Below are 23,324 nucleotides of genomic sequence, written 5' to 3' on the forward strand. Positions count from 1 at the left end.
CTAAATTAAATGCTCAGTACCATTCGCCATAAAATTCGATGGAAGGTGAACTGAAAATTACCCGCATAGTTGAATTCAAATTCCCCAAAGCAACCTAAACCAAAAATCAACACACTGCTCTTATCCTACAATTTTCAAATGGATAAAACAAAACCATTTCCAAATGATCAATAACAAAACCGATATTCGGGACAAGACCCTGTTGATGCAAACTGAAGCATTGGCTAAAACGGGCTGTTGGGAATTGGACCTATTAAGTAATGAAGTCTACTGGTCTGATGGTGTATTTCATATTTTAGAGTATGCCCCGCAATCTTTCAAGGTTGATTTTACGATCGGGACAAAAGTCATCCATCCGGAAGACAGGGAAAAAGCACTCGCACACATGCAAGAGGTGTTGGAAACAGGAGCCGATTACAACATCGAAAAACGATTTGTCACAAAAAACGGCAATATCAAGCATATCCGGTCCTCTGCCATCCAAATGAAGGATGAAAATGGGAAAACCGTCAAGTTGACAGGTGTTTTTCAGGATATCACGGTAATGGTGGATCAACAATGGAAACTGAATCAATCCAATGCTGCCCTGGAAAGAATTATGGATTCCTCTCTGGATGTGATCTGTACACTGGATGAACATGGGAAGTTTTTAAAAGTAAGTGCGGCGGCTGAAAATATCTGGGGATACAGCCCTGAAGAGTTAAAAAACAAAAGTCATGTGGATTTTGTGCTCGAGGAAGACTATGAACTCACACAAAAATCCACGGAGCAAATTAAATCAGGTGTACCGGTGACCAACTTTGAAAACCGGTACATCAGAAAAGATGGCGGTATCATCACAGTCATTTGGTCTGCCCGATGGGACAGCGCTGATAGAATCATGTATTGCGTGGCAAGAAATGCCACAGAAAAGAAGATCGAGGAAGAAAAGCTTTTGAGGAGTGAAAAGCGCTTTAAAGCTTTGGTGGAGAATGGCGCAGATGCGATGATCATCTTGGAGAAAAATGGAAATGTGAATTATGTTTCACCTTCTATCACCAAGGTTTTGGGTTATACGGAGGAGGAAGCGATGCAGCTGAATTTATTCGCTTCTATCCATCCCGAAGATGTCGCAGGTATTGTAGACAAAATGGAAGAAGTATTGGCAAATCCTGGAATCCCCATTCAAGGGCACACGGCAAGGACGCTTCACAAGGATGGTTCTTGGCGTTGGCTGGAATCTACAATCACCAATTTATTGAATGACCCATTTATCAATGGCATTGTGGATAATTTTAGAGATGTTACAGAAAAAATAACTTCGGAAAGAAACCTCAAAGCATCTGAAGAAAAATATCGGCGGCTTTTCAATACCAGTCCTCTTCCCAAATGGATTTATGATTTGAATACATTTCAGATTTTGGATGTAAACCCCACTGCATTGGACCATTATGGGTACAAGCGGGAAGAATTTCTATCCCTGACCATGACATCCATAAAACCCCTCGAGGAAGTCCCAAGGCTCATCCAATTGCATGAAAAAACCCGACATCTTCAGGAAAGGATATCTTTTGGCGTGTTTACCCACAAAAAAAAGGATGGTGAGTTGATGCGAATGGATGTGACAGGACATCCCTTGCAGCTCAATGAGCGTGATTGCATGATGGTGGTCTGCATTGATATTACCCAAAAAGAAAAATCATTCAAGGCCTTGCAAGCAAGCGAGGCCCGTATCAGGGGATTGTATGAGTCCCAGACCAGTTACGTGATCCGAACAGATCTAAAAGGAAGATATTCATATGTCAATGAAAAATTCAAAATGGATTTCGGATGGCTTTATCCAAATGGAGAAATCATTGGAGAAAACTGTTTTTTATCCATTATAGCCTCCGATCACCAGAAAGTTACGGAAGTGGTCGATCAATGCCTGCTCCACCCTGGAAAAGTCTTTAAAGTTGAAGTGGACAAACCAAAAGAAGATGGCTCCTACATGTCGACACTATGGGATTTTGTTTGCATTGCAAATGAGGAAGGCATTCCATTTGAATTACAGTGCGTGGGGATTGATATTTCAGAAAGGATCCAAGTTGAAAAGGCACTTTTAAAGAGCAATGAACGCTTTGAATATGTAAACAAAGCGACAAACGATGCCATTTATGATTGGGACATAGAGAAAGATTTGTTTTATTGGGGAGATGGATTTTATCGCAATTTTGGATTTCAAAAAGACAACAAACCGTTTCGATTGGAGGATTGGGCAGCATTGACACATCCAATAGATCGGGACAATAACCAATCTGATTGGACAGAATTTTTGGAAGACAAATTCCGGCAAAGGTGGTTGGGTAATTTCCGATTTAGAAGGAATGATGGGACATACGCATTTGTAGAAGAAACCGGACACCTGATTCGGGATGCGGACGGAAAACCAAAACGGATGATTGGTGCTTTGCGCGACGTATCGATAACCAAACAGGTCGAAGTCCAAAAACAAATCCAACAGCAAATCGCCAATATCTTTAAGGAGGATGAAAAACTCTCCACTATTTTAAAGAAGGTGCTGAATTTCCTCGCCGATTTCGGGGATTATAAAACTGCAGAATTCTGGCTTCTCGGAAATGAAAGAAATCTATTGCATAGGGTTTCACATTTTTCGAAGGATGATATTGCAAAAACATTCTACAAGGAAACCGAATTTGTCAAACAGGTGAAAATTGGAGAGGGGATTTCCGGTTGGGTTTGGGAAAGCCAAAAAACAGAAGTTTGGGAAAACATTGCGGATTCAAAGGATTTTATCAGAAAGACCGCAGCACAAAGGGCAGGTATCAACACCATCTGGGGTATCCCACTTTTCCAAAACGAAAGATTTGTTGGCGTCTTGGTTCTAGGCAGTAAAAAAACACGCAAAGAAGCTGGTGACAATGTCGCATTTCTCAAACCATTGGAAGATTACCTTGGGACGGAAATCAAAAGAAAACAACAAGAAGAGGAACTCCATTTATTTTTTCAAAGCGCTCCGGAAATTTTGGCCATCGTTTCTCCCAATAGAAAATTTATAAAAGTCAATCCTGCATTCTGTAAGCTCTTAGGTTATTCAGAGGAGGAGCTCACTTCCCAACCTTTCGATAATTTCATCAACCCAAAAGACCTGAAAGCTACTCAATTTGAATTTGAGGAAACCATTACCGGCGATCGGCAAGCCAATAATTTTGTGAACCGGTTGATGACAAAATCCGGTTCCCATAAATGGATTTCCTGGAATTCTTCAAGTATTTTTGGGGAAGAAAAGTTGGTTTTTGCATTTGGCAGGGACATTACTGAAAAGAAAGAACTTGAAGATTTACTGGATAAGGCCACGAGTTTGGCGAAAATCGGCACATGGGACTTCAACCTAAAAGACAATGAGCAAGAATCACAGTACTGGTCAGAAATGAGCAGAGAAATCCTTGAAGTTGATTCAAGCTTCATTCCGACTTTCGGAAATGGACTATCCTTGTTTGACGAAGACAGCAAAAATAAATTGGTATTGGCGGTCAATCACTTGATTGAAACGGGAGAAAATTTTGACTTGGAGCTTCTGCTCAATACCCCTAAGGGAAATAAAAAATGGACACGTTGTCTTGGGGAATCGGAACGCATAAATGGAGAATGCATCAAAATATTTGGGAGTTTTCAGGATATTCATCAGCTCAAGAGTGCCGAAATCGAATCATTAAAATCACTGGAGGAAAAAAACACCATCTTGGAAAGTATCGGGGATGCCTTTTTTGCCTTGGATAAAAATTATACGGTCACGTACTGGAACAGATTGGCAGAAACCTTACTCTTTACCCCACGGGAAAAAGTATTGGGGAAAAATTTATGGGAGGTATTTTCAAATGCAGTTCATTTACCTTCCTTTCAAAATTATGCCAGAGCGATGGTAGAACGCGAAACGGTACATTTTGAGGATTACTACGCACCCATTGCCTGCTGGTTTGAAATCAGTGCATATCCCTCCAATGATGGAATCACCGTTTATTTCAAAAACATTACCGAAAGAAAAATAGCAGAAGAACAGATCAATAGAACCAATGATCGATTTGAAAAAGTCGCATTGGCCACAAACGATGCAATATGGGACTGGGACTTTGAAACCAACCAAGTAAACCGGACTGGAGAAGGATTCACGAAAATCTTTGGCTATTCCAATGAAGAAGCAAACAACGACGGATATTTTTGGCAAAAAAAGGTTCATCCAAAGGAATTGCAAGCGGTCATCAATTCCCAAACCTTGGTTTTCGAAGATCCAAACCAAAACTTTTGGGAAAAGGAATACAGATTTCTCAGGAAAAACAACACCTATGCCTTTGTGTATGATCGGGGATTTATCGTCAGAGATGAAACTGGAAAAGCTATCCGGATGATCGGCGCAAGTCAGGACATTACCTATCGAAAAGAGTATGAAAGTTCACTGAGGGAACTCAATGACGAATTGAAAAAACACACTCGGGAATTGGAAATTTCCAATACCGAACTTGAGCAGTTTGCGTATGTCGCCTCACATGACTTGCAGGAACCATTGCGGATGATCACAAGTTTTTTGGCGCAGTTGGAGAAAAAATATGCAGAACAATTAGACGAAAAAGCACGACAATACATTCATTTTGCAGTAGATGGTGCAAAAAGGATGCGACAGATAATTTTGGATTTGTTGCAGTTTTCCCGGGTTGGAAGATTTGAAGATCAAAAAGAGATGATCGATATCAATGAATTGGTGGACGACTTTCGTATTTTGAGACACCGATTGATTCAAGAAAAATCCGCAACTCTCCTCAAGAACTCCCTTCCTTTGATAAGCACTTATAGAGCACCATTGACGCAATTGTTCCATAATCTGCTTGACAACGCACTCAAGTATAGCAGGCCGGGCATGGGGCCGGAAATCAACATCCAGGCAGTGGACAGGGATAGCCATTGGGAGTTTTCCGTTCAGGACAATGGAATTGGTATCGAAAAGGAATATTTTGATAAAATTTTCGTGATTTTCCAAAGACTGCATGGAAAAGAGGAATTTGACGGAACAGGTATGGGATTGGCCATCGTGAAAAAGATCGTTGAAAACCTAAATGGAAAAATTTGGTTGGAATCAGAAATAAACAAAGGGACCACGTTTTATTTTACGCTTGATAAATAATTCATTATATTAGAGTCTTTATTGAGGTTAATTTAAGTTTAATAGTATTATTTCACTAAATCAATAAACCATGAAGCACTTTTTCCCTCCCAGAAGGTCCGGATCATTTTTTTTGATCGGTACCTTGACATTTTGTTTGGTTTTGGCATCCTTCGTTTCAAATGCCCAAAATCGGTGGAGCGTGGAGTTCCGTCCGGGATTTAATCTCCCCACCAGTGATGCGGCTGATGGGGATCTGAAAAATGGCTTTGGGCTTGAAGGCACTGTTGCCTATCGATTTTTGCCAAATCTCAGCGCCTATGCGGGATGGAGCTGGAATCGTTTTGGTTCAAAGGAATCCTTTGCAGGAACAGATTTGGACTTTGAAGAAACGGGATATACTTATGGACTGCAGTTCCTATATCCTTTGGGTGCTTCCGAAACCAGTTTGTTATTGAGGGCGGGTGGCTTGTGGAACCATGTTGAAATCGAAGATGACGATGGCAATACCCTTTTTGATACAGGCCATGGATTTGGATGGCAGGTGGAAGCAGGGCTTTCGATTCCCTTGGCGGAGCGATTTCGCCTGCAACCCAGTGTTCGGTACAGGTCATTTTCAGGAGGGCTTGAAATCGGACCTTTTTCCAGGGATTTGGACTTCAAATATATTTCCCTGGGATTGGGATTGAGCTATATATTTTAAGCTGATTTTTTGTTCGATTGGATCCGTGCTATTCATTGCCAACTCAATTTTAGATTTTAATTGTTTATTAATCAGCTACTTGTTTGGTAATTTTGACTTTACCATATTGGTATTGGCCCTTATTTTCCAAACAGTCAGATTTTCTTTCCGTTTCAATCTGAGTGGGAAAAGGAATGCATATTTCGGGATAAAATTGAGGGCTCTGAAAAAAGGGTATTGTTCATTTTTCCATAAACCCAAATATCTGCTTTGGAATTCATGTGCTTTACTTTCCATTTTTTGATACAAAGATATGATCAGCCACAAAACCCATCGATTTCCTAAAACCAGAATGGCTTCAATCGACATTTTCGGAATTGGGAGAAGAAAGCACCATGTGGTTGCCTTGGTTGAAATAGACGTAACCGAAAGCAAGAAAAGGATAAAGCATCATCAAGAATTAAGTGGCAAAATTACTTTCACTTCTTGGCTCATCAAAGTGATCAGCGATACCGTAAAGAGCCACGAATTTGTTGCTGCCTATCTTAAGGGAAATCGAAGCTTGCTGGTTTTTGAGGACATCAATGTCTCGCTTATTGTTGAAAAAAAGTTGAACGCCCAAAAAATCCCCCTCCCATTGTTGATCGAAAAAGCGGATAAAAAGAGCATTGAAACCATCACCAATGAGGTTGGCCTTGCGCGTGAGAATCCATTAAACAAAAAAGACATTGTCCTCCAGAAAAGATCGACAGCAATGGAGAGGTTCTATTATTTCCTACCCGGTTTTATCAGGAGAGCCTTTTGGAGAAATTTACTGAAGCATCCCCACCTTGCTTTTTCGAAAATGGGCAACGTGGCCATCACTTCGGTCGGAATGATGGGCGAAGTTCAGGGTTGGTTTATCCCCTCCTCCATCCATCCCATTTGTTTTGGGATCAGTACAGTTTCCAAGAAACCATGGGTCATCGGTGAGCGAATTGAAATCAGAGAAATCCTCCAACTGACAATCCTGCTGGATCATGATGTCGTGGATGGCGCCCCGATGGCCAGGTTCATTTCAGAATTGGCGGAGAATATGGAAAAGGTCTTTAATCAAACAATTCCCATCCGTTGAAACCGATTTGTGTTTGGTGATTTTGTGAAATTTTCTCGAATTTTATCATTTCGATTTGTCACACCAAAAACTCATTTCTGAATATCTATAAAATGATGTTGGGCTCGTTATTTATAGCTTCATATTTATATTAGGCTATAAATAACAGTTCGCAACCTTTTGCATATTTATCATTTTCAGTGGATTACCCATGTTTATTTATTTTTTTTACATTCAAATGAAACTCGTGGTCCGTCACTTACAAGCGATTCAAGGTGGATAAATCAGAAAACCTTCAACCCTAAATATGCATTAGGTTTGTTAAAAGTTATTGAAACTCCAAGAAATCAGAATAATTGGAGAATGTGTTGCTTTGCCGATATAATGAAGTCAAAACAGTAAAAAAGAGACTGGTTATTAATCTTTTATGATAGAACAAGTAATGCACGAAGCAGGTTAAACCCGTTAAATGCATTACGAACTCAATTCAATATTATAATTAACTGATATTCAATTAGGTGTTGATTGATTTTGACTTCACCTTATTGGTATCAGGAATTATTGTCTCAATAGTCTGATCTTCTTTCAGTTTCAATCCCATTTGGAAACCCATTGCATATTTCGGGTTAAACCAAAACATGAGAGAAGGAGCAAATTTTCATTGACGATCATTCCAATGATTTCTTTTGTCAAAACCCGGGACCGTATTTTTCTTGAAAGAAAAGGATTTAAAGTCAATGCAGGAGAGGATAATAAAGTCTCCGGATTTGTATCGGAAGAACTTATTTTTAATTAATCGACGAGAATTTAAACAGTATTTTACACCCGAAATTGCAATTTTTAGCTCGCGTATTCACCTAATTGTATATTTCATTAAAGAAGTGAGATCTCTTTTCCGAACGTATGGACACGATCCCAATCTGTATATTCAACCGGACCTTTAGGGTAAATGGGACCTTTGGTTAGCAGCATGATCAGCCGGATCATCAATGCATCTGTAAATGAATATTTTTCATAATCCAACATCCCTGCAAAAATCCCAACAATGGCAGGTTTCCATGTGGAATTTGTTAAAAATTTAGCAACATATGGATTGGTATCCTTGGAGTTTTTATTCGGTTTCCTAGCCACCAGATTTACTGAAATAAAAATCGATTTCTTTTCATTTAACTTTTCTGAATTTTCGCTAATGAGCTGGATCATTTTAGGATGATGTTTGCCATACCTGATACTGGAGGCCAAGATAATTTTTCCAAAATGTCTAAAATCAATACCGCCTTCATTCACTGAAATCATCTCTACAGCATGGTTTTCAGACAAAAGAATATTTCTGATTTTATCACAAATTTTTTTGGTTTGGCCATCGACCGAGGCATAAATTATGACTGTTTTATTTGACATCATTCCATGAGATTAATTCAAAAAACATAGGTAATAAAGACTATTTAATTGATTTTTTCACTGACGACTGTCATGTTTTTACATGAAATATGTCAGGACATGGGATCAAATAAAGCTTTAACATTACAGATGAAATACAATTGATACACTTCACGAAATTTTTACGCCATGTCAAGAACCAACCTACAATCAGCAAAACACTTCCTTTCCATGCTGGGAGTAATTACAGCGGCAGGATATTTAACAAGCTGTACCCATGACGACCGGGTATTCACACCTCCGACACTGGAAACACCGGCTCAGGTAAGTACACAGGTGGCTTATGATGCCACAGACGTAGCCTTTAGATTTACATGGAAAAGTCAGAAAAAACTTTACCCGTCAGGATTGCCCAATACTGGCAAAAATTATCCGATGCAATTCCATGACATGCTCAAGCACGACGGGACAAAATTTGACCGTTTACCTTCAGGACAAAGATTGGAGGAGGACAGAATCTCCATCATGTTTAACCAACAAGCGGGTGGTATTCAGGGATTTTCGGCGGCAGGATGTGCCATTACCTGTCACTCTGGGATGGAAAGCCACCACCTTTTGACAGATGACATCCTTGACCATTGGCATTGGAGAGGCGGAAGAAGTGGGCCTATGGGTTATGCAGAAGATGCTGCTGTAAACAAAACCGAAAGAATAAGAGATAATCTGGGCACCATGCCCACAAAATTTTTAAGATCCGGTGGTGACAGACTTCGAGAGGACCAAGGCGCCTTGTCGGGAACAGGACATCCTGTTTTGACAGATGGGTTACCTCGCTTTGTGTTCAACAAAGGAAAATCATTACCCGGGAATTTTACAATACCTGCTTATTTCTTGGCAAATGAATCAAACACTATTTTATCAAATCCACATGTTGATATCTCTGCCATAAAAGACGTTTCCAAAAACAGAAGTTTATTGGTGGTGTATCAAGACAGAAATTTTGATACCCAAGACAAAGTCAACGCACTTGATTTGGGCTACTTGGTATATGTTGCCCTAGGAAGTGTGGGGCATCTCCCTTCTCACCTTCGTGATGAAAACAGTAATGACTTCAATACCTGGAAATCATTTTCGGCTACAGAAAGTAAAATAACTACCGCAACTGCCGCCCTTACCAAACTCAATGAGGTTCATGCAGAATGGACTTCTTCACAGAAAATGGCCATGGTCACCAGAAGTGTTGGTTTCATTTACAATTCAGACCAACATGACATTACTTCAGAAAGATTCTATGACCAAAGCAAAAATGAATGGACTGTAATCATGAAAAGGAAATTCACGACTGGTTCTGAAAGAGATGAAGATTTGGCAGGTTTGAGAAATGGTTCAAAATACACCATAAGCTTTGCCATGCATGATTCAGGAGCTGGATCTGAAACACATGATATTTCAATCCCATATAGTCTTTCGAACACCACCGATACAGATATTCGAGCGATCTCGGTCGGCAGTATTCAAAATGCAGACTGGAATAGTATCCCTGCCTTGGAAACCAATTGGGTAAAACAAGCTCTGATGCCCAAATACACCAGTGATTGGTTGAAGAGTGGTGCACATCCTGGTTCAGGTTCTTTGGAATCAACCACCTGTGGAACTTGCCATACTGGAGCCCAATCTCTATTGAATGCCTCAATTTTGGATTAGTCCTAAAGGAACATCAACAAATTGAAGCTGGGAGAAACACGATATATCCATCTGAAATGTTTCTCCCAACCTTAATCAGAAATCCAAACAAATATGAAAAATCTAAAAAAATTCTGGCTCTTGGGGCTTTTTTCAGGATTGCTCCTCCTTATGAATGCATGCTACTATGATCAATACTTACCGGAAACACAAGATGTGGGAGAAATGTCATTCTCTGGAGATATCATGGTCATCTTCAACACCAGCTGTAACAGCGCAAGCTGCCACGGTGGTGCGGCTGCTCCGGATTTAAGACTGGACATTGCCTATAATGCGCTCATCAATGGCAATTACATTGACAAAGCGAATCCTGAAAACAGCGAATTGATCCAATGGATGAGGGGAGATAGAAGCCTCTCCATGCCGCTTAGCGGTCCAAACCCCACTTACAACGCCAAAGTTTTGGCATGGATAAACCAAGGGGCACTCAACAATTAAATTCCTCCAATCATGAAAAAAACTAACAAATCCATAACCCTTCTCGGAAGTTTACTTCTTGTAACTTGCTGTTATTTTATTATTCCAGAGGCAAATGCACAAGAAAAAACAAAAGCAGGAAAAGAAAAGGTAGAGGAGCCCGAAGATGAGCTCCAAACGATTTCGGTACACAGCAGGAAGCTTCAAAGAACAGGCAATACATTTGAAAGTACCTGGATTATCGACAACCAGACGACGCTTGTTCCGATGAAGCAAACTTTCCAGTTTGATATTCTTCACAGGTTTGGTACTGTAAACAATGGCTTCGATGACCTATGGGGAATGTATGCCCCTTCAAACATCAGGATGGGCTTTAGCTATACACCCATCAACAAATTGATGGTCGGTTTTGGTCTAACTAAGGATAGGATGCTTTGGGATTTCAATGCCAAATATGCCTTTATTAGCGAAGATTCAAAAAACCCAGCTCCCGTAAGTGTTACCTATTTTGGAAACGTAGCGCTTGATTCTAGGCCTGAGGGAGGCTTTGTTCATAAATCAGATCGATATAGTTTTTTCCATCAACTGATGGTATCAAAAAAGGTAACGCGCGATTTCTCAATTCAAGGATCCGTTAATTTCTCCCATTTTAACGCCGTAGAAGCATTCTTGGGACAAGAAGAACAAAAAATCGCGAAGATGAAAAATGACCATTTTTCCTTTTCTGTTTTGGGTAGATATAAAGTTTCTGATGCCTTTGCCTTTATCGGGAATTATGATCAACCCATCACCAAACACAATCTGAACAATCCAAATCCGAATATAAGCCTTGGTGTAGAATTGGCAACACCACTTCACGCATTCCAGATATTTATGGGCAATTACAAATGGTTGGTCCCTCAGTACAACAATGTTTTCAATAGGAACGACCCCTTTGACGGGAGATTCCTGATCGGATTCAATATCACCCGATTGATGGATTTGAAATACGAGAACTTGGGAGAAATGATGTTTAAGAGAAAAAACAAAGAAAAAGAGTAATTCAATTTATTTTTAGAGTCTTGATGAATAAAAAAGTCAGTTTTAAGCTGGCTTATTTATTCATCAAGAACAATGAAAACGAGTTCTCAAGCCCCATTGAACACTTTTGGCGAAATAGAATTTTACAAAAAACGAGAATCTAAAATTCCCCTGAATGCTCATTTTTTAGATAAAAATCATCATGGCAATGATTTTTGTTTGTCCTCCACCACTTTCTCAAATGACTCGGAAAAACCTTTTAGGGATCAGCCCTTCACCACCTCAATTTTTCTTTTCAAAAATCCAGAAAGCGTATCCGAATAGCGTTGGGCTTCCCAGATTTCCATATCCAGGTTTTCCTCCCCAAATATTTTGATGGTGATTTTTTTATTGTCTGTTATGCAGTCGATATTTTCAACCCATTGATTTTTGGTTTTGTCCAAACCCACGGCAATCCTCAAAATCCCTGCAAGACCGCGAAGCATCATCCGCTGTTTTTTGTCCAATCTCCTGAATTTCTTGTGCCGTTTTTTGGGGCCTGACTTGCGGTGGTAGCGGGCCAGATGGGACAGCAGCATCAATTCTTCATTGTTGAATCCCCTCAATCTTCCATGCAGAATCAAATATCTGGAATGCTTTTGGTAATCCTGGAAATTGACAAACAAGCCAACATCGTAAATCAAACAAGCATGGCACAACAATTCCTTGGATAGACTTTTCATTCCTGCTAACCCATTCAATTGGTCAAACAGCTGCATGGCCAGTCTGGAAACATGCTTTTTGGGTTCAATATCTGTCGCGTATCGGGCAGCCAACAACAAGCTGCTTCTCTCGCGAAGATTTTTTCCATCCCCGATTTCCTCCAGCTTTTGACCGTTTTTTTCGATATAATCAATGATCAAACCCTCACGAAGGGAGGCGTCGCAGAGCGTTATTTTGTCTGCTCCCGCAAGTTCAAGCAATTCCAACAAAAGCAAACCACCCAGATGGACGGCATCCACCCGGTTTGAACTGATCCCCGGAATGTCTGATCGCTTTTCAGGCTCCATCTGCAGGAGCTTCTTTACTATTTTTTCGAGATCGCCAACCTTCACCACCTCGGCATTAACCGAATTGACGATGGTTGTGTCATTGGAAATAAGGCAGGCCTCGCCCAAAGAACGAATGGTTCCCGAAGTGCCAATGACCCTGGAAAATTTAAATGTTGAGATTCTTTTAAAAATCTTTTGGGCAGTTTCCCTGACATGCTCACGCAAGGCTTCCTGCTGATTTGCATCCAGCGGTCCTTGGACACCAACCCTGTCCAACAAACGGAGTACTCCCAATTTAAGACTGCTTTTGAAAAGCACCGAATCCTGGTTGCCTATCACTGCCTCCGTACTTCCCCCTCCAATATCCAGGACCAAAGCATTTTCTCCCCGAAGATCAATTGCCTTTCTGACCGCCAGAAAAATAAGCCTTGATTCTTCCTTTCCAGAGATCAATTGTGGAATAAGGCCTATGTCCTGAATCAATCGATCCAAAAATTCCCTTCCGTTTTTGGCTTCCCTTGTGGCTGAGGTGGCGGCGGTGATGATTTCTTCAACTCCGTATTGGTCGGCAAGCTGCACATATCGGGTGATGGTCTCGATGCCGGCATCAAATGCCTTTTGGTTGATGCGCTTGTTGGCAAAAACGCCTACGCCCAACTTGACCATTTCCTTTTCTTGGATGAGTACTTCAAAAGTCTGTCGGGAAGTCACCTTCACGATGATCATGTGGATGGAATTGGTACCGATATCGATCGCTGCAAGATTCATGTGGATAAGGTTTATTGGAATGCCGAATATACCCAAAAACCTTGGGCCATTCCATTGAAAAAGAAAAAGGTAAAACCAAATTGGGCTAAAAATCCATCAATTTGGACGGTTAAATGCTTTTCCCTTTTCTTTTAATTACTTCTAAAGAACCTATAAGAATAAAAGTCTTCTAAATACCAAACAATTGGACAAAAAGTCCAATTTCTATATACCAAATACTTTAATCAAAAGTGCCCTTTTTCAACTCCTCAACTGCAAAATTCGCCGCCCTTGCCGTAAATGCCATATAAGTCAAGGAGGGGTTTTGCGTGGCGGTGGATGTCATGCAGGCACCATCGGTCACGAACACATTTTTGCAGGAATGAAGCTGATTCCATTTGTTCAACAAGGAGGTTTCCGGATCAAGGCCCATTCTGACCCCTCCCATTTCATGGATATCCGATCCCGGAGCGGAATGGGAATCCCTTGCGGAAATATCCGTGAATCCTGCTTTTTCAAACATCTCTGTCATCTGGGCCATGTAATCCAACACCATCTTGTCATCGTTTTCGGTCCAATCACAGGAAAGCACCAACTGCGGAATGCCGTATTTGTCTTTCAAACTTTCGTGCAGCCTGACATGGTTGGTCTCGATGGGGATCACTTCCCCTTGCATCCATCCACTGACCCACCAGGGCCCAAGTGTCCGGTCAAACAAATTGGCTTTCAACGCTTCTCCGATTCCTCCACGGCTAAATTGGACTGCTCTGGAGGAGGAGCCAAAACCCACCGCATAGCCTCTCAAAAAATCTGTTTCCTGTTTGAAAACGTTCCTGAATCTGGGGATATAGCTGTGGCTTGGGTTTTTTCCAGTACTCATCATGTCTTGAAATTCCTCGCTTCTCCCAGAAATATGGCCCCGGTAATTGTGCCACGAAATGTATTTCCCTAGCAATCCATTGTCATTCCCCAGTCCATTGGGGAATCGGGAAGAGGTGGAATTGAGCAAAATCAAATTGGAATTAAGGGCAGAAGCATTGATAAAAATGATCTTGGCAAAATACTCAGAAGTTTGTTGCGTCTCCGAATCAATCACCCTGACACCGGTGGCTTTTCCTTGGCCTTCATCATAAATGATGGAATGGACCACCGAATTGGGCCTCAAGGTCATATTCCCGGTTTTTTCTGCCCAAGGAAGCGTGGATGCATTCGAACTGAAGTAGCCGCCCAAAGGACATCCTCTATTGCACAGGTTTCGGTTTAAACATTTTGCCCTTCCCTGTTCCCGGTGGATTTCCTCCGGTGCTGTGATATGCGCGCATCGACCATGGATCAAGTGGCGGTCCTTGTAATTTGCCGACAGTGTTTTTTGAAAGTGCCTTTCGACACAACTCAGATCGAATGGTTTCAAAAATTCTCCATCCGGTAACTGGGGCAATCCATCCCTATTGCCGGAGATACCGGAGAATTTCTCCACATGGCTGTACCAAGGCGCGAGATCCTTGTAGCGAATGGGCCAATCGACTGCATAGCCATCCCTTGCAGGACCTTCGAAGTCATAGTTGGACCAACGCTGGGTTTGTCTTGCCCAAAGCAAGGACTTCCCTCCTACCTGATATCCGCGTGTCCACTGGAATGGTTTTTCCAGAACGGTTTCCTGTTCTTTCTCCTTCATCCAAAAATGGGCGGTGGACTCCTGAATCCTGGCGCCACGGGCACCGAATTCCTGTTGCTGCTCCAAAGGGATTTTTCCACCGAACTGGAAATCCCATGGATTTTTTGTGGCAGTGGGATAATCTTCAATGTGTTTTACATCTCGGCCCCTTTCGAGGACCAAGGTCTTCAATCCTTTTTCACAGAGTTCCTTCGCCGCCCAACCTCCACTGATTCCGGAGCCGATGACGATGGCATCAAAGGTCATTTCTTTTTGGGCGTCTATCGCTAAATTGGCCATGTTTTAGATTTTAAAAGGAGTGTTAGGGACCGCAACACAGCCATCATAGCCTCCCGGCACCATTTGGTAATTGGTGAAATTGGTCAGGAAATATTCCGAAGTGGTGTATCCCAATACCGTCAGTTCCTTGGCCAAATCAAAAAACTCCTTATCTGATTCCAATTCAGCATTGTCCAAGCCGATGAGCACCAATTCCCGCTCTGGCTTTTCAAGGGCATTGTAGGAAGTTTTGAACATCATTTGGGATTTGCTTTCCAGTTTGGAAAGCCCCTGGATAAATTTATTTTGAACTTCAAGTTCATGGCAATTGGCAAGAATCCGATCCACAAATCCATGGACTTCCAATTCCACCGCGCCAAGGGTATCGGTTTTAGGAATCAAGGTATCCACCAAGCTTTGAAGGTTGGCTTTTTGAAGGGCGTTTAAGGGAAGCAATTTGACCCCCGGCAGGGCATTTTCTTCCAGTCCTGTGCCGCAGCCCGGCAGGAGCATTATTCCCCAGATGCTGATCGCCAAGGATTTGAGCGCGGTTCTTCTCTCCATGGACAAAATCAAATAAAAATACCTCGCATTTGCCAATCATTTGGGATGGATGGTGAATTAATGGGATTGAGATTTTGGCTCCACCAATTTCATTGTGAAATGTCATTATTTCCTGGGAAAAATCGGATCTATTATAGATTTTATCACCCAATTATGGAAACCAAACTGTATACACCTTGGCATTCCAATTACCTCCCATTTTCATCAAAACCCAAGAAGAATTCTATTCATCAGTATTGAAAGAAAAAGTTTGCAGGCATTGAAAGTTCCTTGTGAAACCCTTGGCAGTATTTTCAATTAAGCTTCGCCTTATTGGCAACCGAAAGATCTCGGGTTCTCATCCGGAATTCGTCTTAAAAAAAATAAAAATCAACATCCCCATTGACAACTATTTGCTTATCCAGCTTAAAAAAATTTTTCTAATTGATTTACAACATGTTACAAAAAAAAAAAAAAAAAAAATAAGCCAATAGTTTTGACAACTAAATATGTTTTGTTTTACTTAGAAAAAAATTAGTTCTTAGCGCTAACAGTCTAATTCTTTGGTATTTGTTTAAATTTTCTAACTTAAAACTGTAAAAAATGAAAAAATCATTAATTGTTGGCTTGATTTTAAGCCTAAGCACCGTGAATTATCTTTTTGCTGGAGACCCTGAATTTAATTGCGTCTCCTTCACAACAAGCTGCGGCGTGCAGGGTGTGGCCTGCGGATTTTCCGAAGAAGAAAGGGTCCAAGATGTTGTAACTTGGCAGGTTTTTCATTGTGGGGACGCATCTGTTTCTCCCGCACCTTAAATTACAATTGTTCAATCGGAGGGAAAAATACTCCCCTCCTTTTTTAATTTATAATAAAGATGAAAAAAACTACCACGATTTTCTTTTCCATACTCTTGATTTTCATTTTGAGGAATCCAGTGGAGGCTCAGGAGGCTGATTTGGCACTTTTCTATGAAGTGGAATTTTCAGGGGACAGCTTAAATCCAGAAAAAAAATCAAAAGATTTAATGGTTTTGTGGCACAGCGACACCTTGAGTTTGTTCCAAAGCTATTATGGCTACCAGCGGGATTCGGTTTTGAACGAATATGTCAAACATCCGGAGAACCGAAAGGGCAAAGATTACACCCAGCTTTTGGTTGAAATGGACGTATTTCCCTATCCCATATTTTTATATAAAATTTTCAAAACCAATAATGAAAACACCATCGTCACCTACGACAAATTATTCAAAAACATCTATGTTTATCATCAAGCAAAAAACCAATTCCATTGGAAATTGGAACCGGGAGAAAAGGAGATCAATGGATACAAATGTAAAAAAGCCAGACTTGATTATGGGGGGAGAACCTTTTTTGCCTGGTATTCTCCCGAGATCCCGATCAATGATGGCCCTTATTCATTCAATGGATTGCCGGGCCTGATCATGGAAATAACGGATACACAAAATCATTACCGCTTTACGCTGGTCTCCCTGAAAAAAGGAAAATTTGACGTCTCTGACCAAAAACCATCAAGCGCCAGGACTACAGATAAAAAGAAATTTTTTGGTATTAAAGAAGAATTCAAAAAAAATATCTTTAGCCAAATGAGCGAAATGGATGCCAGCAGGGTAACCCCTGAATCTGCAAGACAGACACAGGAAAGATACAAGCGGGCAAATAATCCTTTGGAGTTAAAATTGGATTAATGCCGAGGATTATTAAATATTTATTTTTCTTATCGCTTTTTCTGCTGCTCGCCATGGGTAGGGGAATGGGCCAGGGCATCATAAAAGGAAAAGTGATGTATCAGGATTCCAAAGATCCTTTACGCTCAATCAATGTGATGGCCATCGACATTGTAACTTCCGAAACATTGGCTTTCGCATTCACAAACCAAAATGGAATATTTCAAATTGAATTTGCAACGGATCAAGACAGTGTTTTGATAAGTTTTAAATCCATGACGACCAGGGATTTTATTTTAAAAACACCTTCCAAGTCGCAGGAATTGGAAATCTATCTGGAGGAAAAAGAAATCGAGCTCAATGAGTTCACTCTGGAAGGAATTAAAAATCCTATCACCCAAAAGAAAGACACAATAGAATACACCGTATCCTCATTTCAAAACACGGGTGACAGGCACATTATTGATGTTTTGAGGAGACTCCCTGGTATCGATGTCAACAGCAATGGCACAATCAATTACCAAGGAAAAGCGATTCAAAAATTCTATATCGAGGGCCTTGACTTATTGGAAGGGAAATACAATTTGGCCACCAAGAACCTTCCGGTCGATGCCGTTAAATCCATCGAAGTCTTGGAAAACCACCAACCGATAAGGATGTTGGACAGCTTGGAATTCAACCCGAGAACCTCATTGAATTTAACCCTTAAAAAGAAAGATGTACTAATAGGAAATGGACACCTTGGGGCAGGGATTCCGGGTTTGTGGGATTTAAAAATCGCTCCAATGCTCTTTAATGCCAATTCCCAAACGATCCTGAGTGCCGGAACCAACAATACGGGCAACGAACTTTCCGGAGAAGTGAAGAATCTATACTCAGGTAATTTGAGCCCTAGCCAACCTAACCCTCCCCAATGGTTCAACATTTCCTCCACCAGCAATGATGAAATCGATAAAAACCGTGTGGACTTCAACAGGAGCCACTTGGGTTCTATCAACCACCTCTTTAAAACGAAAAAGGCTCTTGAGATAAAAGTTCTCTTTGATTTTTCACTGGAAAAGGTGGAAAATCAATTCTCCAATCGTCAAACCTACCTGACAGGAGCCGACACATTGGATATTCTTACATCTGGGATTCAAAATCAACAAGACAAATCATTTAATTTTAATCTGGGCCTATTAAAAAACACGGATAACAATTATCTGAAAAACAACCTCAAAATCAAATATAAGGATGTGTACAACAATCAAATCAGATTGTTCAACGACACGAACAATTCCCAGGGGATCAACAACAATCAGCTGGTGATAAACAATGAATTCAACAAATTGCTGAATTTCAAAAATAAAATAATCGATTTTAAATCCACGATCAATGTTATCCATGAAGACCCTGATTTAATTGTTCAACCCTATTTCCTAGCATTCCAAGAAGGCTTGGGAACTGGCGATATGCCGGGTAGACAGACAGTCAAATACAATAATTTCTATATCGACAATTCCATGACGGTACGAAAATTATCGCTTCTGGGGATCCCCACATCACTGATTTTGGGGAATTACTGGAAGAGGGAAAAACTAGCCTCAGAATTATTGATTCCTCTATCGCCGATTTTTGAAAACCAGGAAAACAAGATGGATTTTGAAGAAAATACCAGCTACGCAAACGCCTCCTGGAATTTTGTCAAAAAAAACAGCAACATCACCCTAAAGGCGCCCCTTAAATTCTCTTATTTTAAAAACAGGGAAACCGAATCAGAAATAAAACCAACTTACACCAAGTTGTTCTTTGAACCCGGATTTTTCTGGCAGTTGGAATTGGGACAACAAATCACAAATAGACTTTCCTTGTCAAGGAGAATATCAGTGGGCAATATCAGCGATCTCTATACGGGATACATTGCCTCAAATTATCAATTGCTCAACACCAATTCTTCTGACTTGCCGGTCTCCAAAAACAATATTCTCCTGCTCAATCAAAGTTTCAAGGATCCTTTGATTTCCCTGTTTATCAATTCAACTTTTACAGCCAACTTCTTTGAGAAAAATACTTTGACGGAAAACACGATTCTTCCGAACGGCGGAATAGTCATCAATTCGATTAACAGGACCAACACCGGTAAAACTTTTACTTGGGTCGGAGATGCGAGCAAATATATCCCAAAACTACGGACAAGTCTCTTTGCAGGCTTAACTTTGACACGCTCAGTCGTCGAGTTGTTTTTGAACAGCCAATTGCAGAATCTAACTTATTCGCAAAAAACCTTAAACTTCCGTCTAAGTTATCGGCCTGTCCAAATCCTGAATTTTGAAATACAACAAACCCATTCCATTGTAAACTCAAAGGCACAGGAATCTTTTGACAACAAGGTTTGGAGAAATAAATCGAATGTCAACCTCTATATATTCCCCATCAAAAACCATCAGATTTCTCTCACCTATGCGGCTCTAAATTTCAAGTCCAATCTCAACAGTTCCAGATCAAATATAAACTTCTTGGACTTTGACTATTCAGTGATCGTCCCCAAAACAAAATTTGAATTCCATCTGTCCGGCCAAAACTTGCTGAACAAGAACTTCTCCTTTACCACCTCCAATTCCTCCTATCTGATCACAGAACAGTCCCTCTTGCTCAGGCCAAGACAATTCGTTCTTAAGGCCATCTATGCTTTTTGATCTCTCAATCACCATGGATTGAGTTTATAAAAGGAGAAGTGAAGAGTATTCGTTGCGCAGCCCCAAAAAGTCTTTATATGCAGGGCTGAAATCAACAAAAAGCACAAAACCCAGTGCTACATCTGTACCACTGGGTTTTGTTTTTATTTCAATCAAATTGTCGGAGTGACAGGATTTGAACCTGCGACCTCTCGCCCCCCAGACGAGCACGCTACCGGACTGCGCCACACCCCGATTGAAGATTCGAATTTAAGGGATTCATTCAGAAATCCCATCCAATGTCAAAAAAAAATCCAACTTAAATCTAAGAAGGAAATCCACCTGTGCTTTTCCAAATTGATTGCCAATGCATTAGTAAAACAATTCCGCCCACCAAAAAATCAATATTTCAAAAACGCGTCGGATATTTTGCTATTTGGGTTTCGATTTCCCATAAAATCAATACAAAAAATGACTTTTATCAGCATTTGTCTTTGTCCCAATGGTTAAATTAGCTGAAACATATTTCAATCAAGAACCACAGTGCCATGAAGAAAAGAGAGCCCGTCAGTACCATCATGACGACCAATGTCTATACCGTTCAGGAAAATGAAACCCTTCAGGATGTAGTCAACATCTTCCGAAAACACAAGATCCGCCATATCCCTGTGCTTTCCGGCAATAAAATATCCGGGATGATCAGCAGGACAGACATCAACCGCTTGACTTTCGGTGCCTTGTTCGACAATCAGGAAGGATCGGAAGAGGCCATATTGCAGATTCTGAGCATTGCCCAGGTCATGACCTCAAAACTCAAATCCGTCCATGCTGATGATCCCATCAAGGAAGTTGCCGAAATATTTGCAAAGGAAGAATTCCATGCCCTTCCCGTTGTGGAAGGTGAAATACTGAGGGGAATCGTCACCACTACCGATGTGATCAAATACCTCTTGGACCAATATTGATCAAGACAAAATCGACCTCCCAATACTCACTATTTAACAAAAATCACAGTGCTTTCTTTTTTGCAACAAACTTCGCAAAGCTGGGATTCGGGGTGAAGGATGATTGCTTTTCTGAGCGCTTCCTGTTCATTGTTGAAGGGTCCCAAATAATCCCGATCAAAAATCCCAGGCAATTTGGGGCAGTCACGATCATGGACTTCGTTTTTATCTATTAAATTGCTTTTCGTGGATAAATAAAAGAATTTCATTATTTTAAGTTTAAATATGCTTAAATCTAATAAATTCGGAAACATTGAAAAATACCCTGTACAGGGTATTTTTCAATGTTTTAACGTAAAAAATTCTTTTATTATCAATTTAATCCTATTTTAATAATAAATTAGTTGAATAGTAATACTGCTAATTTCTTTTTTTTTCAGACACGCGCATCGGCATGGAATCGATAGTTTTGAAAACCAAATCCATGTCTAAGTTTCCTTCTCTTCTCAGCTTAACCCCTCCATCCAGACCTATCAAAACCCAACAGCTTTTGGTGGAACCCATTTGATATCTTTTTTGGAGTTGATCGATTTCATTGAGAGAAAAAGTTTTTTCATGATTCGTAAACGGGGAGCCCTCAAAAACAAAAAGTGCAAGCTTACGGTCTTTCATTTCCAACAAAAGACTGTCCGTGAAGTCCAATTCCTGCTCGCCACCTTCCGGAAAAAACAAGACCACCCTGTTTTTCCATTTCAAATCCTCCAGTTTCAAATCACTATCCTGTCCAGCCATCATCATCATTGCCAATATCATCCAGTATAACCCCATGCAATGAGAACCTTGATTGGTTCAAATTGGTTTGGCAGACTCAATGAATTGTTTTTCAGGCATGTGGCTATTGCCTGTCAAAACGAAAAAATTATTCCATTGAGGAAACGGTCTTGCGAAGCTCAATCACCGTGATCTCAGGCCAAATCCCAACTCTTCCGGAAAAGGCATGAAAACCGAAGCCTCTATTGACATAAAGATACCGCCCATTTTCTTCGGCCAATCCCGCCCAATTCGGATAGCGATACTGGACAGGACTCCACCGGATAATCGGAGTTTCAATCCCAAATTGCATCCCGTGTGTATGCCCGGAAAGCGTCAGGTGAACCTTATTCATGTTTTTCTTGACTTCCTCGTCCCAGTGAGAAGGATCGTGGGAAAGTAAGATTTTGAAATCGGAGGCGGCAGTGTTGGCCAAAGCCTTTTCCAAATCTCCCTTTGCCTTAAAACCAAGCCCCCAGTTCTCCACTCCAAGCAATTGGATGGTTTGTCCGTCTTTTTCAATGACCACGTTTTCATCCAACAAGAGCCGGTAACCAAGTTTTTTGTGTTGGTTTTTCAATTTTAAGAAATTGGCTTCCTTTGCCTCTTTGGTAGACCAGCTGACATAGTCTCCATAATCATGGTTTCCCAAAATAGAAAACTGACCATAGGGAGCCTTGATTTTTTTAAATTGATCCAGCATAGGATCGATCTCCTCTGCTTTATGATTGACCAAATCCCCCGTGAAAACGAAGAGGTCTGATTTTTGGTCAATCGCCAAGTCAATTCCTTTTTGAACAGCATCATAATTGGTAAAACTACCGGAATGGATATCAGAAATCTGGGTGATCGTAAATCCGTCGAAAGCATCAGGCAGATCGTCGAAATAAATGATTTCCCTGTGCACCTTGAAATTGTGTTTTCCTTTGGTCACTCCATAGATGAAACTCGAAAAAGGGATCATGGCTACCACCAAGGCAATCCCGCTTACCCATCTCATCCTTTCCGGAAAACTAAAACCATTGGACCCGTTCACCAGGTAGGTTACTCCAGCCTGAACATTCCTGACAATATCTTCCCCGAAAAGAAAAACGACACAGACCAATTGCGTGACCATCACGGTCAAAAAAACATTGAGGGCCGTTTGGGTTTGTACATTTATTTCGCCCATCTGAAAAATCCTCAGAAAGGTGATCACCAACCAAATGGAAATCCCTCCAAAAATCAACCAATAAGAAACCGCCACAATCTGTTTCATTCGCTCCCCTTCCAAGCCAAATGTGAGGGTTTTGACTGCCTGAAAAACATACCAATTCAGAAAGGTAGAGAAGAGAAAGATGGCGATAAGAAAAATGATGGATCCTAATTGGTTCATAATACTGGGTGCAGATTCTTGTCATATACATCAATTCTGATGAAATGGTTTAAAAAATCAAAGAAAACGCACATTGACAATTTGCTTGGACAACAATTTTTCCAGAATTGAACCCGAAATACGCAATAGGTTT

16 protein-coding genes and 1 tRNA gene are annotated in these 23,324 nt (G+C 40.8%); 10 read left to right on the plus strand and 7 right to left on the minus strand.

Translation table 11 applies throughout. The features are described 5' to 3' along the window. Positions 1–163 precede the first annotated feature (163 nt). The 3 genes from Q7J63_RS17350 to Q7J63_RS17360 all read left to right on the plus strand — a co-directional run bounded on the left by Q7J63_RS17350 (position 164) and on the right by Q7J63_RS17360 (position 6,930). Positions 164–5,155 (plus strand): PAS domain S-box protein, encoded by a 4,992-nt coding sequence (locus Q7J63_RS17350; protein WP_304887957.1) that lies wholly within the window; start codon positions 164–166, stop codon positions 5,153–5,155. Positions 5,156–5,225: 70 nt separating this feature from the next. Beyond that, entirely contained in the window at positions 5,226–5,837 is a 612-nt protein-coding gene (locus Q7J63_RS17355) for an outer membrane beta-barrel protein (RefSeq protein ID WP_304887959.1), read from the plus strand. Between the two features lie 331 nt (positions 5,838–6,168). After that, positions 6,169–6,930 (plus strand): 2-oxo acid dehydrogenase subunit E2, encoded by a 762-nt coding sequence (locus Q7J63_RS17360; RefSeq protein WP_304887961.1) that lies wholly within the window; start codon positions 6,169–6,171, stop codon positions 6,928–6,930. Between the two features lie 852 nt (positions 6,931–7,782). Here Q7J63_RS17360 and hemG read toward each other — a convergent pair. Continuing rightward, positions 7,783–8,313 (minus strand): menaquinone-dependent protoporphyrinogen IX dehydrogenase, encoded by a 531-nt coding sequence (hemG, locus tag Q7J63_RS17365; RefSeq protein WP_304887962.1) that lies wholly within the window; start codon positions 8,311–8,313, stop codon positions 7,783–7,785. Positions 8,314–8,478: 165 nt separating this feature from the next. Here hemG and Q7J63_RS17370 point away from each other — a divergent pair, with 165 nt between their 5' ends. The 3 genes from Q7J63_RS17370 to Q7J63_RS17380 all read left to right on the plus strand — a co-directional run bounded on the left by Q7J63_RS17370 (position 8,479) and on the right by Q7J63_RS17380 (position 11,490). Beyond that, positions 8,479–9,993: an ethylbenzene dehydrogenase-related protein gene (locus tag Q7J63_RS17370; protein ID WP_019599626.1), complete on the plus strand. Its 1,515-nt coding sequence runs from the start codon at positions 8,479–8,481 to the stop codon at positions 9,991–9,993. 93 nt (positions 9,994–10,086) lie between these two features. Then, positions 10,087–10,470, plus strand: coding sequence for a c-type cytochrome domain-containing protein (locus Q7J63_RS17375; RefSeq protein ID WP_019599625.1), 384 nt, complete (start codon positions 10,087–10,089; stop codon positions 10,468–10,470). Positions 10,471–10,482: 12 nt separating this feature from the next. Next, on the plus strand, positions 10,483–11,490 hold the full coding sequence (locus tag Q7J63_RS17380) for a DUF5777 family beta-barrel protein (protein ID WP_304887965.1): 1,008 nt from the start codon (positions 10,483–10,485) through the stop codon (positions 11,488–11,490). A gap of 245 nt (positions 11,491–11,735) precedes the next feature. Here Q7J63_RS17380 and Q7J63_RS17385 read toward each other — a convergent pair whose 3' ends face one another. From Q7J63_RS17385 to Q7J63_RS17395, 3 genes are all read right to left on the minus strand, one after another. After that, positions 11,736–13,268, minus strand: coding sequence for a Ppx/GppA phosphatase family protein (locus tag Q7J63_RS17385; protein ID WP_304887967.1), 1,533 nt, complete (start codon positions 13,266–13,268; stop codon positions 11,736–11,738). A gap of 220 nt (positions 13,269–13,488) precedes the next feature. After that, positions 13,489–15,201 carry a GMC oxidoreductase gene (locus tag Q7J63_RS17390; protein WP_304887969.1) on the minus strand — a complete coding sequence of 571 codons (1,713 nt, stop codon included), beginning with the start codon at positions 15,199–15,201 and terminating at the stop codon, positions 13,489–13,491. A 3-nt stretch (positions 15,202–15,204) separates the two neighbouring features. Continuing rightward, positions 15,205–15,744 (minus strand): gluconate 2-dehydrogenase subunit 3 family protein, encoded by a 540-nt coding sequence (locus Q7J63_RS17395; RefSeq protein WP_304887971.1) that lies wholly within the window; start codon positions 15,742–15,744, stop codon positions 15,205–15,207. A gap of 582 nt (positions 15,745–16,326) precedes the next feature. Here Q7J63_RS17395 and Q7J63_RS17400 point away from each other — a divergent pair. From Q7J63_RS17400 to Q7J63_RS17410, 3 genes are read left to right on the plus strand one after another with little or no spacing between them, the layout of a single operon-like run. Then, positions 16,327–16,539 carry a hypothetical protein gene (locus Q7J63_RS17400; protein WP_304887973.1) on the plus strand — a complete coding sequence of 71 codons (213 nt, stop codon included), beginning with the start codon at positions 16,327–16,329 and terminating at the stop codon, positions 16,537–16,539. 59 nt (positions 16,540–16,598) lie between these two features. Then, the gene (locus Q7J63_RS17405; protein WP_304887975.1) at positions 16,599–17,429 is read left to right on the plus strand and encodes a GLPGLI family protein; all 831 of its coding nucleotides are present in this window, start codon (positions 16,599–16,601) and stop codon (positions 17,427–17,429) included. Continuing rightward, positions 17,429–20,083, plus strand: a complete 2,655-nt coding sequence (locus Q7J63_RS17410; RefSeq protein ID WP_304887977.1) for a Plug domain-containing protein — start codon at positions 17,429–17,431, stop codon at positions 20,081–20,083. The genes Q7J63_RS17405 and Q7J63_RS17410 overlap by 1 nt, the downstream gene beginning before the upstream one ends. Positions 20,084–20,243: 160 nt before the next feature. Here Q7J63_RS17410 and Q7J63_RS17415 read toward each other — a convergent pair. Next, positions 20,244–20,317 (minus strand) — tRNA-Pro (locus Q7J63_RS17415). A gap of 293 nt (positions 20,318–20,610) precedes the next feature. Between Q7J63_RS17415 and Q7J63_RS17420 the strand changes: the two genes are divergently transcribed. After that, positions 20,611–21,027, plus strand: coding sequence for a CBS domain-containing protein (locus Q7J63_RS17420; protein WP_304887979.1), 417 nt, complete (start codon positions 20,611–20,613; stop codon positions 21,025–21,027). A gap of 399 nt (positions 21,028–21,426) precedes the next feature. On the opposite strand, the gene Q7J63_RS17425 is transcribed toward Q7J63_RS17420, so the two are convergent. Both Q7J63_RS17425 and Q7J63_RS17430 read right to left on the minus strand, forming a co-directional pair. After that, on the minus strand, positions 21,427–21,834 hold the full coding sequence (locus tag Q7J63_RS17425) for a DUF4174 domain-containing protein (protein WP_304887981.1): 408 nt from the start codon (positions 21,832–21,834) through the stop codon (positions 21,427–21,429). A 91-nt stretch (positions 21,835–21,925) separates the two neighbouring features. Continuing rightward, entirely contained in the window at positions 21,926–23,191 is a 1,266-nt protein-coding gene (locus Q7J63_RS17430) for a metallophosphoesterase (protein ID WP_019599614.1), read from the minus strand. Positions 23,192–23,324: the final 133 nt, after the last annotated feature.

The organism is Rhodonellum sp., assembly GCF_030656585.1.
Lineage (GTDB): Bacteria > Bacteroidota > Bacteroidia > Cytophagales > Cyclobacteriaceae > Rhodonellum > Rhodonellum psychrophilum.